Source organism: Kitasatospora sp. NPDC051702 (assembly GCF_040681575.1).
Classification (GTDB): domain Bacteria; phylum Actinomycetota; class Actinomycetes; order Streptomycetales; family Streptomycetaceae; genus Kitasatospora.
This window is the reverse complement of record NZ_JBFAZB010000060.1, coordinates 1-13606: the sequence shown is the minus strand read 5'-3', so window position 1 is coordinate 13606 and position 13606 is coordinate 1. Positions and strand designations below refer to the sequence as shown.

General features: G+C 69.5%; 16 protein-coding genes. 3 read left to right on the top strand and 13 right to left on the bottom strand.

Annotated features, from left to right (window positions below):
- Positions 1–544: 544 nt before the first annotated feature.
- From AB0N04_RS34220 to AB0N04_RS34165, 12 genes are all read right to left on the bottom strand, one after another.
- The gene (locus tag AB0N04_RS34220) at positions 545–955 is read right to left on the bottom strand and encodes an NUDIX hydrolase (RefSeq protein WP_360220416.1); all 411 of its coding nucleotides are present in this window, start codon (positions 953–955) and stop codon (positions 545–547) included.
- Between the two features lie 53 nt (positions 956–1008).
- Positions 1009–1656 (bottom strand): Sua5/YciO/YrdC/YwlC family protein, encoded by a 648-nt coding sequence (locus tag AB0N04_RS34215; protein WP_360220413.1) that lies wholly within the window; start codon positions 1654–1656, stop codon positions 1009–1011.
- Between the two features lie 96 nt (positions 1657–1752).
- The gene (locus tag AB0N04_RS34210) at positions 1753–2517 is read right to left on the bottom strand and encodes a phytanoyl-CoA dioxygenase family protein (RefSeq protein WP_360220411.1); all 765 of its coding nucleotides are present in this window, start codon (positions 2515–2517) and stop codon (positions 1753–1755) included.
- Positions 2498–3334: a creatininase family protein gene (locus AB0N04_RS34205; protein ID WP_360220408.1), complete on the bottom strand. Its 837-nt coding sequence runs from the start codon at positions 3332–3334 to the stop codon at positions 2498–2500. Before AB0N04_RS34205 ends, AB0N04_RS34210 begins: the two co-directional genes overlap by 20 nt.
- The gene (locus tag AB0N04_RS34200) at positions 3331–4122 is read right to left on the bottom strand and encodes a class I SAM-dependent methyltransferase (RefSeq protein WP_360220405.1); all 792 of its coding nucleotides are present in this window, start codon (positions 4120–4122) and stop codon (positions 3331–3333) included. The genes AB0N04_RS34205 and AB0N04_RS34200 overlap by 4 nt, the downstream gene beginning before the upstream one ends.
- Positions 4119–4781 carry an HAD family hydrolase gene (locus AB0N04_RS34195; protein ID WP_360220403.1) on the bottom strand — a complete coding sequence of 221 codons (663 nt, stop codon included), beginning with the start codon at positions 4779–4781 and terminating at the stop codon, positions 4119–4121. The genes AB0N04_RS34200 and AB0N04_RS34195 overlap by 4 nt, the downstream gene beginning before the upstream one ends.
- On the bottom strand, positions 4781–5221 hold the full coding sequence (locus tag AB0N04_RS34190) for a hypothetical protein (RefSeq protein ID WP_360220401.1): 441 nt from the start codon (positions 5219–5221) through the stop codon (positions 4781–4783). Before AB0N04_RS34190 ends, AB0N04_RS34195 begins: the two co-directional genes overlap by 1 nt.
- The gene (locus AB0N04_RS34185; protein ID WP_360220398.1) at positions 5218–6267 is read right to left on the bottom strand and encodes an enolase C-terminal domain-like protein; all 1050 of its coding nucleotides are present in this window, start codon (positions 6265–6267) and stop codon (positions 5218–5220) included. The genes AB0N04_RS34190 and AB0N04_RS34185 overlap by 4 nt, the downstream gene beginning before the upstream one ends.
- The gene (locus tag AB0N04_RS34180; protein ID WP_360220395.1) at positions 6267–8276 is read right to left on the bottom strand and encodes a hypothetical protein; all 2010 of its coding nucleotides are present in this window, start codon (positions 8274–8276) and stop codon (positions 6267–6269) included. Before AB0N04_RS34180 ends, AB0N04_RS34185 begins: the two co-directional genes overlap by 1 nt.
- A 29-nt stretch (positions 8277–8305) precedes the next feature.
- Positions 8306–9301, bottom strand: coding sequence for a hypothetical protein (locus tag AB0N04_RS34175; protein WP_360220392.1), 996 nt, complete (start codon positions 9299–9301; stop codon positions 8306–8308).
- A 414-nt stretch (positions 9302–9715) separates the two neighbouring features.
- A complete protein-coding gene (locus AB0N04_RS34170; RefSeq protein WP_360220389.1) occupies positions 9716–9943 on the bottom strand; it encodes a hypothetical protein in 228 nt (75 codons plus the stop codon).
- Positions 9940–10497: an ATP-binding protein gene (locus AB0N04_RS34165; protein WP_360220386.1), complete on the bottom strand. Its 558-nt coding sequence runs from the start codon at positions 10495–10497 to the stop codon at positions 9940–9942. Before AB0N04_RS34165 ends, AB0N04_RS34170 begins: the two co-directional genes overlap by 4 nt.
- Before the next feature lie 135 nt (positions 10498–10632).
- Between AB0N04_RS34165 and AB0N04_RS34160 the strand changes: the two genes are divergently transcribed.
- The 3 genes from AB0N04_RS34160 (at position 10633) to AB0N04_RS34150 (ending at position 13406) form a co-directional block, all read left to right on the top strand.
- Entirely contained in the window at positions 10633–11859 is a 1227-nt protein-coding gene (locus tag AB0N04_RS34160) for a helix-turn-helix transcriptional regulator (RefSeq protein WP_360220383.1), read from the top strand.
- A 28-nt stretch (positions 11860–11887) separates the two neighbouring features.
- Positions 11888–12361: an NUDIX hydrolase gene (locus tag AB0N04_RS34155; protein WP_360220380.1), complete on the top strand. Its 474-nt coding sequence runs from the start codon at positions 11888–11890 to the stop codon at positions 12359–12361.
- A 121-nt stretch (positions 12362–12482) separates the two neighbouring features.
- Complete coding sequence (locus AB0N04_RS34150) at positions 12483–13406, top strand: phosphorothioated DNA-binding restriction endonuclease (RefSeq protein WP_360220465.1); 924 nt, start codon at positions 12483–12485, stop codon at positions 13404–13406.
- A 20-nt stretch (positions 13407–13426) separates the two neighbouring features.
- Here the strand turns inward: AB0N04_RS34150 and AB0N04_RS34145 are convergent.
- Positions 13427–13606: hypothetical protein (locus AB0N04_RS34145; protein ID WP_360220377.1), on the bottom strand; the 180-nt coding region annotated here is incomplete at its 5' end.

Below are 13606 nucleotides of genomic sequence, written 5' to 3'. Positions count from 1 at the left end.
CTGCGGAAATCCGGCGGCCGGAGCGCCACAACTACCCTGCAGCAAGGCGACGGTGTCGATTCGATGTCCTTCTCGCTGGGAGGGATCCATTCCGGCAGCGCACGTCGTATGGTCCCTTGCTGCCCCGCTGCCGACCCGAAGGGACCGCATGACCGACTACGACCACGACTTCTACAACCCCGCCCCCGAACCCGCGCGTGCCGTCATCCGCGCCGTCCCGCACCCCGCCGAGCTCAACCCGCGCGGCATCACCATCACCTGCACCGGCTGCGGCGCCCGCCGCGACTGGCTCCTCCTCGCCGTCCACGACCAGATCTTCGTCCGCTGCCGCTGCGCCCACGAATGGCCCGAGCCCGACCTCACCCGCGCCGACTTCGACCGGCACTACGTCGAACCCGAGCACGAATGGGACGACTTCGACACCGCCATGAGAGCCCTCGCCTTCGACGGGATGATGGCCGGAGCGATCTGGAACGAGGAGGCCGGGTGCGGGGTCGCTACCGAATCGGTGGCGACCCCGCGGCAAGCATGTCCGGCGGCGCGATTAACCGAGGGACGCGCCGTCCAGGTATGCCTGCACGGGCTCGAAGATCCCGTAGGGCACGTACGCGGGGATCTCAGCAGGAGAGACCCAGGCGACCTCGGCTACTTCGTCGGGAGCCGCAACCTGCGCCTCTCCGGTCTGGGCCGCGCAGGCTACGTAGAACAGCCGCCGCCCGGTCTTCGGGTGGACACGCTCGCCCAGGAGCCTGACGGCTGCCACGTTCAGGCCGGTTTCCTCCCGGGTCTCACGGACGGCGGCCTGCAACGGCGTCTCCCCGGCCTCGATCTTGCCGGCCGGGAACTGCCAGGACAGCTCCCCCTCGCTGACCAGGCGCCGCACCATCAGCACGCGGCCCTTGTGAACCACAATCGCAGCGGCGATACCGGGCACCCCGTCGGACGTCTGCGTCACGCTTACTCCTTCCGCGAGAGGTGGCGCCGAGCTCGGAGCATCGATGGCTCCGTTCAGGAAAGAATCTCGCGTCCGAGTACCGCTTCGACCGCGCGTTCGTGAACGAGTCCGGCCCGGACAAGGCGTGCGTCAGCGGTCGAGCAGTCGATGATCGTCAGGTGGTTGGCGGCCGGGCAGACACCGCCGTCCAGGATCACGGTCGCTTTGACGCCCGTGAGGCTCAGGAAGTCGGCGACCTCCTCGGGCGAGATCGCCGGCCCGCGCGCGTCGATGCCCGCATCCCCGGAGATGTTGACAGTGGTCGCGGCGATGGGCGTGCGGGTCAGCGAGGCCAGCATCCCGAGTGGGCCCGGGGAGTTGGTGACGAGGGCGGGAGTACCGACGGCAGAGTGCCGAGCACCCTCGTCGGCGTCACGCCACGGCAGGAGGAGGGCCAGATCGCCCGGCCAGAATGCCTCCGCCAGCCTGCGGGCCTCGTCGGAGATCACGAAGCGTTGTTCGCAGTCCGCCAGGGACGGGGTGACGAGGACGAGGGACTTGGCGGTGGGCCGCCGCTTGCCTTCGAAGATGCTCCGGCAGGCGGGCGCGTTGGTGGCGTCGGCACAGATCATGTACCAGCGCGAGGTGGGGACGATGACCAGCTCGCCGGCTTCGAGGGCGCTGGCGGCTCGGTCGAGCTGGTCGGTTGGGATCTGCTGCATGAACACTCCGCTTTCAAGATCGGCGAGTTGGATCAGGTCTGGCTCGGCAGTAGTGCTTCCAGCGGCCGGCCGGCACGAGGGGACTGCGGGAGGTTCCTACGAGGACGCCTCGGCCTGGTGCAGCCCGGCGAGACCCGGGTAGTCCAGCCATGGGTCCCGCAGTGACTGGAGTCGGTGTTCGGCATGGGCGACGTGCGACACGCGGAAGTACGCCATGATCCGGGGTTCGCGGCTGAGATTGCGGCCCACGGCGTGCGGCACGAGGTGGTGCATGAGCAGGACGTCTCCGGGTGCCCCGAGGAACGGCGTGCCGGTCCGGGCGTCGACGTCCGGGGGGACCTGGTCGGTGATACGGAGGGACCACTGGTCGCGGAACCACTCGGACATGGTCAGGTGTCCGCCGGACTGGTAGCGCAACGCTCCGCCGGTCGGGTCCGTGATGTCCGAGAGCACCACGCCGACGAGGAGCGAGAAGGTCCGCAGTTCGTCCGGATCGAGGTGGGGGCAGGCGACGCCGTCGACGTGCATCGCCTTCTCGGGTTGCGACTGGGGGAGCTGCGACTCGGGGATGCGGACCTGGATCTGCGTGGTTGAGACGGGCTGGAAGTCTCCGAGCAGCGCACCAGCGAGAGCGGCTGCCCCGGAGCTGGAAAAGAGGCCCAGCAGATCGGGGTGGCCGCCGAGTTCAGGGGCGAAGGTGCGCTGGGTGTAGGAGTGGATGAGGGCAGGGTCCATCGACTCTCGGAGCCAGTCGTCGACGAGCGCGCGAGCGCGCGCGACGAGATCGGAGCCAACGGCGCCGCGCTTGATGAGCAGGCCATCACGTATGAAGGCGCTCTTCTCAGCAGGGGTGAGGGCCATGGGAACTCCTGACGAAGGCGGGCCGCTCCGGGCGGTGAGGGAGAAGCTGGGTGAGGACTCCGGCAGCCGAGTCCAGGGCGCTCTCGACGATCGCGTGGCCGATGTCGGGGGACGCTGCTCGCGGGTCGCCACCGATCACCCCGCAGGCCGCGATGGCGCTGTCGCCGGAGTTCCACGGCCACGTCGCCCCACGGTCGAGTACCCGACGGTCGATCTCCCCGCGCCGCTCTCCGTCGGCACTGAAGTTCACGGGGAGACGGTCGAGATGGACGTCCTCGGGGGCGAGGGCGAGCATGAGCGAGGTCTCGCGGTGGCCGGCGTGGATCTCCGGCAGCTCGCCCTCGGCTCGGAAGGCCGACAGCGAACTCGGGTGGATCACACAGGCGGCGAGCCCGTACCGGTCCTGCAACTCGTAGAGTGCGGCCTCCAGCACGCCGCGGTTGCCACCGTGGCCGTTGACGATGAGAAGACCCCGGGCCGGGGTGGATCGGACGTAGCCGCCGACCACCGCGTCGAGCAGGGACATGAAGCTCGCCACCCGCAGCGAGACCGTCCCGGGCGCCCAGATGTGCTCCAGCGACAGGCCGTACGGGATCGCGGGCAGCGCCCACAGGTCGTGGTGGTCACCGTAGCGCTCGACCAGTCGGGTGGTGAACTGCTCCGCGATGACCGTGTCCGTGTTCAACGGCAGGTGGGGGCCGTGCTGTTCGACGGAGCCGATCGGCAGGCACAGCACCGATCCGGCACCGAGCTCGGCAGCGACGTCCGGGGCGGCAAGCCGACCGTACTGCCGAGCCGTTGCTGCGGCTGGCGTCATGTCTTGCTCCGGCGGCCGATCCGGATGAGGAACTCGTTGTCCTCGAGGAAGGTGTCGTCGCTGCTGTGCTCGGCGAGGACGGCCCGGACGGCGGTCTCGAACTCGGCGAGTCGATCGCCGAAGAGATGGGGTGCGGCGAAGCTGGTCGAGTAGAGGTAGCCGAGGATGCCATCGGTGGTCCAGGTGCGCTGGACCGGCACCCGGATCTCTTCGACCTGGTTGAACGGGGATTCCTCCATGATTTCGCTGTAGGGCCGGTTGTGGTGCTTGAAGGTGCTGCTGCCGGCCCGGCGCTCCTCCCCGAGGAACTCCTGGACGACGGCACGCACGGACTGCTTCCAGGGGCTGTCCGCCGCCCAGAAGCTGTTGTCCCCGAAGATCGCGACCGCGCCGTCCGGCGCGACCTGGTTGTCGAGGAGCGCGAGGACGGTGGCCTGGTCGAGCCAGTGGAAGGCCCGGCAGATCGTGACGAGGTCGGCGAGCCAGCCCGCCGGAGGCGTGAAGTCCTCGGCCGTGGACTCGACGAGTGCCAGGGCAGTCCCGTCCGGCAGTGCGGCGCGGAGAGCCGACTCCGCCGCCGCGAGCATCTCGCTGTCGTTGTCGATCGCGATGATGTCGTCGAACCGGTCCAGCAGGGCCTCGGCGACCAGGCCGGTACCGGTGCCGACGTCCAGGAGTCGGCGAGGGCTGCTCTTCGGAGCGGCCTGGTCGAGGACGGTGGCGACCTCCTCCGGGATGCCCGGGCGGTACTGGCGGTAGTAGCCGACGGTGCCGGTGAACAAGCTCATGGAAGCCTCCGTGCGAGTAGATGACGTACGTGCTGCACAGCATCAGCGAGGTCGTTGGCCACCAGCACGCCGTGTCCAACGAGTGATGATTCGTCAGGAACCGTACGCCCGTGGGACACCCACACGGCGCGCAGTCCCGCGGCCATGGCTCCCCGGACGTCGCACTCCCAGTCGTCGCCGACGTGGATCATCTGCGAGGGCGACACCTGGTGCGAGTCGGCGACCGCCCAGAAGGCGCGGCGGTCCGGTTTGGCGTAGCCGGTACGGCACGAGGGGAAGTGGCCGCTGACCCATGGGGACAGGAGCTTGAGGAGTCGCTCGGGGTCGGCCTCCGTGCACGTGACGTTGGACAGCGTCACGAGGGTCGCCTCCCGGCTGAGTTCCTGCAGCGCGTCGACCGTCCCCGGGAACAGCACGAGCGGGGCCACCGGAAGGTCTCGGGGGAAGGCCGACGGCTCGATGCTCAGGGCACGGCACACCCGGTCGACCACCGCATCGGTGATCTCGGGCGCGGTGTGCAGGACGTCGCGCATGATGCGTCGGGCTTGCTGCGGGCCGAGCGGCGAGGCGGCAGCCAGGTGGGCGGCGAGACCCGGTCCCTGCGCGTTCCCCAGCGTGCCTCCGATGTCGAGGCTGATCAGCGATCGGACAGGCGCCATCAGGCGGCCTCCAATCCGGTGACGGGCAAGGCGGAGACGATCGCCTCGATGCGCGCAGTACGGATCGACTCCGTCGTGGCCTCACCGAGGAAGGTGAGCGCGTACCGCATCTCCGCCTGGTCGAGCGCGTCCAGGTTGCGTCCGTGCCTCTGGGCCGCCTCCGCGAGGTCCGTCGGGATGGTGCGCGGACGCAGTCCGTGCGGCAGGTGAAGCGTGCCCGACCAGACGGGCGCCGGCACCGCCACCGGATGCATCGGCCGCAGGACGGTGACGTCGTCGAGGCTGATGATGCGCACTGGCGCGCGCCCATCGCCGAGGTCGAGTTCGCCGGACAGGAAGGTGTCGTGGCCGTCGAGGCGGTGGTCGAGTACGAGGAGGGGGCCCTGTTCGTCGTGCCGGGTCGTGCCGCGGACGGGAAGGCTCTCGCTGCTCCGGGTCATTGGGGTCTCCGTGGTTGGGTACCGAGGCCGGGGGTTCGGGGCGAGGGGAGATGGCCGTGGTCGGGTGTCCAGGGTTCGGCGTAGAGGGTCTGGCGGCGGGGCTCCCACTGACGGCGGTACTCGACGGCGGGCACGGCGTCGGGGAAGGCCGCCGCCAAGTGGATTCCCGGCACCATCGAACGGCCGTGGGGGTAGACGGGAACGCCGACCTTGCGAGCCGCCGCGGTGATCTCGACGGCTCGGGTGAGCCCGCCACACCCGACGACGTCGATGGTGAGCGCCTTCGGTCTCACCTGGTCGAACAGCATGGGCAGGTCTTCGTCCGGCCGCAGTCGCTCCCCTACGGCCACGGGCAGGCCGGCGTTGGCAAGGCGGTGGTAGATCCGCAGGTAGTGCTCCGGCAAGGGGTCTTCCAGCCAGGTGAGTGCCGGGTTGTCGAATCGCTTCGCGAACGCAGTAGCGAGCTCGGGACTCCACGTTCCGACCGCGTCGACGGCGAAGCCCTTGCCGAGGATCTCGGCTGCCCGGTCCACGGACTGGAGAAGGTGACTCGCTTCGGTGGCGGTGGTGGCATCCGGTCGGCGCCGGAGACCCCACTTGGTGAAGGCCCAGCCTTCATCAGCGACTTGGGTCGGGACACCCGGCGCGGGAGGGCCGCTGAGATCAACGCGGAGCCACGAGGCGTACGCCGGTACGGACGAGCGGCTCGCTGGCGGGGCCAACAGGTCGGCTACCGGCCGATCGGCCAGACGTCCGTGAAGATCCCACAGAGCACAGTCCACTGCTCCGACGGCCCACTCGGCCACACTGCCGACCAGTCCGCCGGCCGCGACCTGCAGTCGGGCTCGGTGGCCGTCGTGGTCGGTCACGAGGTGACCGATCGCAGCGTAGGACAGCGCGTCGACAGCGCGGCCGACGGGCTCGCTGACCGGGCCGTACCAACCTGTCCGGCCGCCGCCGTGCACGGTGACGAAGACGGTGTCGTCCCCGGCAGCGGCGCCTGCTCCGACCAGCATCGTCTCGACCTTGTCGATGGTGACGTCCATCAGAACGCCACCTCCTGCGAGGCGGTCAGCTTGCGGGCGGCCTGGAGCAGACCGGCCGGGTCGAGGCCGAGTTCACCAGCGAGTGCTGCCTGGGACATCGGCCCGGGGGGCTCGCGCCAGCCGATGACTTCGACGGGACGGCCGAGCCGTCCGGTGAGAAGTCCCCAGACGGCAGCCGGGTGGCCCAGCGTGGCCACGAGGACCGCAGCGTTCTCGCCGAGGTACGTCACTGTCTCGGCCGCCGACAGGCCCCTTGGCCAGACCTGCGGATCTCCGAGGACCGTCAGGTCCAGCACGCCTACGACGCGAATCCGGCAGCCCAACTGGGCCCGGATCACGGGAACCGCCGCTGTGGTGACCTCCGCAGGAAGATCGCCTGCAACCAGGATGGTGAGTTCGGGCTCGCCCTCATCGCTCAGGTGGGGCCAGACTGCCAAGCCCCGTGCCAGTTCCTGCTCGATGGTCTCGTCCGGCTGCCGTACCGTCGCGTGCTTGCCTGCGATTACCACGTTGACGCCGCCAGTCGACGCCAGTGCCTCGTCCAGGACGACGGCCGCCCGCGCGGGATCCGCCGGCGTCAGCACCCGCACGGCCGGATCGCATGTCGCCAGCAGGGCAGTCGCCAGAGAAGGATCGCCGTGCGTGTAGACGTTGTGCCACCCGTACGAGGTCAGCAGCAGGTTGAGGCTCGGTGCGGGGGCTCCGGCGGTGAGCCGACGGTGCTTCAGGTGACCGACGACTCCGGAGGTCAGGAGCGGCGCGAAAGCCTCGTAGGACACCAGGACACCGCGTCGGCCACCGGCGAGCCAGCCGCACAGCCACCCCAGCAGGACCTCCTCCGCCAGGACCTCGGACACCCACGACTCGTCCTGAAGCGCACCGAGGCGGTTCGAGGCGAGCTCATCGGGGCTGAAGAGACGGAAATCCCCTGCAGCGGCATGGCTCCGAAGCACCTGGCCCACGGCGTGCCCGAAGTCGCCGCCGGGCCAAGTCCGACGGGACCCGGGCTGGACCGCGGTCAACCGGGAGAGCGGGGCCGCCGGGTGCCAGCCTGCCGTTTCGAGCGCGCCAGCCAGCTCTCCGGTCGGGCGTCCGTCGGTGTCGAACAACTCCGCCGGCCGGTACGAGGCGAGCCACTGCTCCAGAAGCTCTCGCTGGCCGCCGTCTTCGCGCGCCAGGCCCAGCGGTGTCTTGTGGGTGCCGGGTGTGCCGACCAAGGACCGGCCCTCGATCTGCTCCGGCCCGCTCCAGCCTTTCACGCATCGCAGGAAGACGGCCGTACGCACACCGCCCACGACCTGGCCCACGGACTCCAGGAGGGCCTGCCGGAAGCTCTCGTGCTCCTCGCGCGAGGCAGCGGACACGTGCACCACGCGGCTCTGCCAGCCCAGCCCGGCCGCGTATCCGGCGAGTTCCCCGTCCGTCATCGCTCCCAGCAGGGACCGGTCGCCCATGCGGAAGCCGTTGACGTGGACGATCGGGACCACCGCACTCGCGGGCAACGCCCGTGCCGCGAGCCAGGAGGCCGCCGTGGTGGGCGTTTCGCACTCGCCGTCCCCGATGATCGGGAGAACGACCCGGTCAGGCGCGTCCAGTGCGAACCCGTGGCCGAACGCCAAGGCACCACCGAGACAGCCCCCGGGAGCCGTCCCCGCTGCGAGCAGAGGGTGAACCTCCGACCCGAGGCCATCCACCTCCGGAAAGTCGTGGGCCAAACGCGCCAGGCCCGCAGCATCCCGGGAGTACTGCGGACGTACCGAGCCGAGCTCTCCCGACAACCACGCGAAGGCCAGCTGCACCACACCCGCATGGCCGGCACCGAGCACGGGGACGAGGGTCCGGCCGGAAGCCGCCTCCCCCGCTGCGAGCGCCGTGTGGGCAAGGGCCCACGCGGTCCCCGGCACCGTTCCCCAGTGGCCCGCCGGTCGGCGCTTGATGTGGTGGGCTCGCAAGGGCTCCGCCAGGAGCACGTTCTCGTCGAGGTGCAGGAGCACCACCGACACGTACACGGCGGCCCTCCAAAGCACATCAGCCCGGCTCAGCACGGGGGCACCAGGCTCTCGCCGTCGAAGGTGAAGTACCACAGCGGCCGGTAGCACTCCCAGGCTGCCGGACGGAGCCCCGTCGGGCTCACGATCCGCTCGATCTCGCGACGCGCTCGGAGGTAGAACTCCAGTGAGTCCGACCCACCGGCCCGCAGGCCAGCCATGATCGAGTTGTGCGCCTGATAGACCTGGAAGTTCGGGAACTCGGTGACGAACGGCATCAACTTGGACACCCCGTCGCTGAGTTCCGCGAGGCTGTCCAGACCGACTATGTAGGTGAACGACGTGGCATGACCGGCCGCCATCGCCCGCCGGAGGACCTCGGGCATCTCCTCGGCCGTCAGCACCGCCTTGCTGGCCTTGAGCAGCAGGTCCCGCCGGCTGAAGCACTCGGCGGTCAGCCGGAGCACGAACGGCGCCACGCGCTGGGCCAGTTCTTCGAAAGCGCCGGTGCTCCGGATCACCGAAGTGAGGAAGCCGATCCGGGCGCCGATTCCGTGAGCGCTGAGCACCTGACGCAGTCCGATCAGATGGTCAACGGCAGCCCGCTCGCGCTCGAAACAGCCGGTCGACACGGTGACCTCGCGCAGTTCGGTCAGGTCCCGGTGAGGGTGCTGTTCGACCATGGCGGCGAGCAACTCGGTCAGCTCCCGTTCCTCGGCGAGCCGGGGGTCTGCTGCCGCCTCCAGCGTGTTCGGGCAGAACGCGCACCCCACGCAGCGGCTGCGGGCGTTGGGGTTGAGCGTGGCGGCGCGACCGTCATCCCGGAAGTACCCGCCGACCGCCTCGTCGGCGGCGACCCGCTCGACGGTGGCGATCGGGCTGCCGGCCAGCATGAGGTCGTCGCCCTCCAGCCTGAACGGTGACGCCTCGGCGTTGAGCGGGACGATCACCATCCACGAGATCTCGGGCCGTGTGGCCATGCGCACTGCGACCCGGGCCCGGTGGCGGGCGTGGACGGAGGAGATGCCGAACAGGTTGATCGCCATGAGCAGTGCGTCCTCGACCGGCACGCAGAAGCGGTCCGCCAAGCGCTCGACGTGCGGGAGGGTGAGTGCTGCTGTTGATGAGTCTCCAAGGACTACCGTCATGATCCGTTCTCCGTCGGTGTCTGGACCCAGCCTGGGATGAGTCGTCTGCCTGTGCGCCGTGCTGGACACGCCGTCCTCCCCAACGCCGTCTGGGAGGATCGACCGGTGCGGGCCTGCCGGGTTCCGTCCGGCAGGCCCGCACCGGTCTTCCGCCTAGCGGCCCGGGTAGGGCGGCTGCGGGGTCGGCGGTGCCGGCGGCGGCGGGGGAGGTGGCGGCGGAGGCTGCGGCGCCTCCAGGCGAACGCTGGTGGACGTCATGGCTGTGCTCCCTTCTGATCAGTGGTGCGCGATGGCCGGGGCCTGGCGTCGTTGTCAGGTCCCGGTTTCGACCGCGGGCTCACGCAGTGGCTCGCGATCGGGCTCGTAGTCGGCCGCCAGGGCGAGGCCGGAGTGATCAGCGCTGAGCTGGTGTTGTGCGGTGACTCCGAGGAGCGTCAGAACGATCAGGTGGCCGAGTGCCCAGAGCCAGGCGAGCGCGGCGCCCAGCGGGTCGTGGTGCGCGCCCCGGTGTCGGGCCGGCGGTGCCTGGTGGGCGTTCACGCCGCATCTGCTCCGACTTCGGCCCAGACGACCTTGCCGCCGCCACCCTCCTCGACGCCCCAGCGCTGGCACACCGCCTCGACCAGGAACAGCCCACGGCCGTGCTCCGAGGTCGACTTGGAATGTTCAAGACTGGGCAGCTGCGGGCTTCCGTCCGAGACCTCGATCCTCAGCCCGCAGGGGCAAGGAGCGAGGCGAACGTCGAAGCAAGCGCAGTCGGCCGCGGCACTGTGCAACACGACGTTGGCCGAGAGCTCGGAAGCAATCAGCTCGGCATCGTCGATCAGCAAGGCGTTGAATCCCCAGGCGTCCGCGATCCGCCTCACCGACGTCCGGATCAAGGGCACGGAACGGGCGGACAGGACGAACCTCATCTGTACCGAGACGCACCGGACTTCTTCGATCCGTGTGCTTCGCGCGGGCACACTGCTGTCGCCCAGGACGAGGCTGCCCAGTGCCCGATGGCTGTGAGGACGCTCAGAGTCCGGGAGGAGCGTGACCGCCTCCTCCGTGGCGGGTGCAATGGCCTGTCGGCCGCGACGTTCCATCGCCATGTGCCCCTCCTCATCTCGTAACAGGCGGCTCATCAGCGCTGCTTGATGGCACGTCAGAACGCTAGGAGGATGGATGCAGCGGAACCCGGAAAATTCTTCCGGGGTAAGGAAACCAAGCAGCGCCAGGCTGGGGGCATGCGAGGAATGACCGAGACGCTGAGCATCGGGGAGCGCGTCGCCTGGTACCGCCGCCGCCGAGGCATACCGCAGGAGGTACTGGCCGGCCTCGTCGGGCGGACCGCCGACTGGCTGAGCAAGGTCGAGAACGGCCGCATCGAACTCGACCGCCTCTCGGTGATCAAAGCGCTGGCGGCTGCGCTCGACGTACAACTGGGCGACCTGCTGGTCGAGCCGTCCCTCATCGACTGGAGTACCGACGGCCGGGGCGGCGCGGTGCCGAAACTGCGCGAAGCACTCACGGACTACAAGCACATGTCGCCGTTACTGGCGTCCGAGTCGACGGATCCGCCACCCGACCTGGAGATCCTGCGAGCGGAGGTCGGTTCCGCCTGGTCGGCCTACCAGGACGCCCGGTACGCGAGGGCCACCCGTCTCATCCCAGAGATCCTCGCCGACGCCCAGCGCGCTGTCCGTGCCTACGACGGCGAGAACCAGCTGAAGGCCAAGGCCCTGCTCGCGATGGCGTACCAGGGCGCGGCCATGGTGCTGACGAAGATAGGGGAAGCCGATCTCGCCTGGATGGCCGCCGACCGCGGTCTTACTGCCGCGCAGGAGTCGGGCGACCTCGTCGTCACCGGCTCCCTGTTCCGATCGGTCTCCCACTGCCTCCTCTCCAGCGGCCGCCTCACCGCAGCGCGGGACCTGGTGGCGGACTCAGCGGGCTATCTGGAGAGTGGCCTTGCGGACGCCTCGCCGACGTACCTGTCGATCTACGGGACCCTCTTCCTCGTCGGCGCGGTGACCGCCGCCCGGCTCGACGACCGGGCCACGGTGAGCGCGTTCCTCGCCGAGGCGGACCAGGCCGCACAGCGCCTGGGCCACGACGCCAACCACATGTGGACGGCCTTCGGGCCGACCAACGTCGCCATCCACCGCATCTCTACGGCCATGGAACTGGGCGATGTCCAGGTCGCTGCGGACCAGGGGCCGCGCGTGGACTCCTCCACCCTGCCGCTCGAGCGGCGTGTCCGGCACACCCTCGAAGTGGCCCGCGCCTACAGCGCGCAGAACCGGACGGACGAGGCCCTCGCCCTGGTACTGGACGCCGAGGAACTGGCCCCGGAACAAGTCCGCTACCACTTCATCCCCCGGCACCTGGTGACCACCTGGGTCCGGCAGCAGCGCGGCAAGCCGAGCCACCAGCTCGCGGGCGTGGCCCAGCGGCTGCGCATCGTGGGGTAGTCCGGCGAGGACGGCTACAGTCATGGTCATGAGCGACTCCGACGCACCCGAGGCCGTTGCCCAGCCGCGCACCGCCGCCGGCGTGCTGTTCTTCGACGAAGCTGACCGCGTGCTCCTGGTGAAGCCCACCTACAAGCCGGGATGGGAGATCCCGGGCGGCTACCTCCACCCCGGTGAGACCCCGAGCGAGGGCGCGGCCCGCGAGGTCAAGGAGGAGCTCGGTATCACCCCGTCCATCGGCCGCCTCCTCGTCGCGGACTGGGCGCCCCACCCGACCGAGGGCGACAAGCTGCTCTTCGTCTTCGATGGCGGCGTCCTCCCCGCAGAGGAGCGCGCTCAGATCAACCTGGACGGAGTGGAGATCGGCGAGTACGCCTTCCACGCCGCCGACCAGATCGACGAGCTCCTCATCCCTCGCCTGGCCCGGCGGGTCCACGCCGCGATTGACGCACGATCCCCCGCTGCAACCTCCTACTTGGAGAACGGGGTGCCTCGCTGCTGATCCAGGTGCCCGGACGGTTCGAACCTGAAGGTTCGACTCGACTACCGATCACCCTCGTTGAGTGCAGATGCTGGACGCCAGAACGGAGTTGGCGTCGGCGCCACGAACTACGCTGACGGTCATGGATTGGCTGGATCGGGTGACGAAGCTGCGGCAGTGGACGAACAACGAGGTCCGCGCGCCACACAAGCCGCTGTTGCTGTTGTACGCCCTCGGCAGCTTCCAGCAGGACACCGACAGCGAACTGCGTTACAGCGTGGTCGAGGAGGAGCTGAAGCGGCTGCTGGTCGAATACGGGCCGCCGAATCCCACGACGCCCGCGTACCCCTTTCACTATCTGGTCAATGACGGTGTATGGGAGGTTCGGACCGACCACGGGCCGGGAAGTCCGGGAACCGGTATCCGGCTCCTCCGGTCCAGTGGTGCCACCGGCAGGCTCGTTCCGGAGTTGCGGACAGCGCTCACCAGGGAACCTTCGTTGCTTGGGCGGCTGGCCCGAGTATTGCTGGACGTCAACTTCCCGCCGTCGCTGCACACCGATCTCTGCAAGGCCGTCGGTCTCGACCTGGAGCTGGCCGAGACCGCGCCCGTGGCCGGCCTACTGGGTGAAGCGGAGACCGCTGCACGACGGCAGCGGGACCGCCGGATGCGCGAGCTGGTCCTGACGGCATACGAGTTCCAGTGCGCCTTCTGCGGCTACGACGGGATGCTCGGCGCCAGCAGCGTCGGGCTGGAGGCCGCGCACGTGCGGTGGTGGTCCTACGACGGGCCGGACGAGGTCGACAACGGCCTGTGCCTCTGCTCGTTGCACCACAAACTCTTCGACAAGGGCATCCTGGGCCTGGGCAAGGGGCACCGCATCCTCGTCTCGCAGCGCTTCGTCGGCCGTAGCGAGGCGAGCCGGCAGCACGTGCTCGCGCTGGCAGGGCAGCCGGTAATAGGCCCGCAGTTGGGCGTTCCATCCGTCGCCGACCGGCATCGCGAGTGGCACGCCCGACAGGTCTTCCATGGTGCGCCCCGGACGCCTGCCGGAACGCTGGCCTGACTGGAGACAGGTGACCGGCATCAGTCCATCGCCGCCCGCCACGCTCCCTGGACCGCTGCAACCAGGTAGTTGCGATCTTCCCTCTGGGCTGCAATCGCGTCATGTCCACTGACAGTGAGGATTGGCCATGGCATCGCCTGAGGTCCTGACTCGCCCACTGACTGACGCTTCGGTTGTCCTTTTTGGGAATCGTCGGTCTC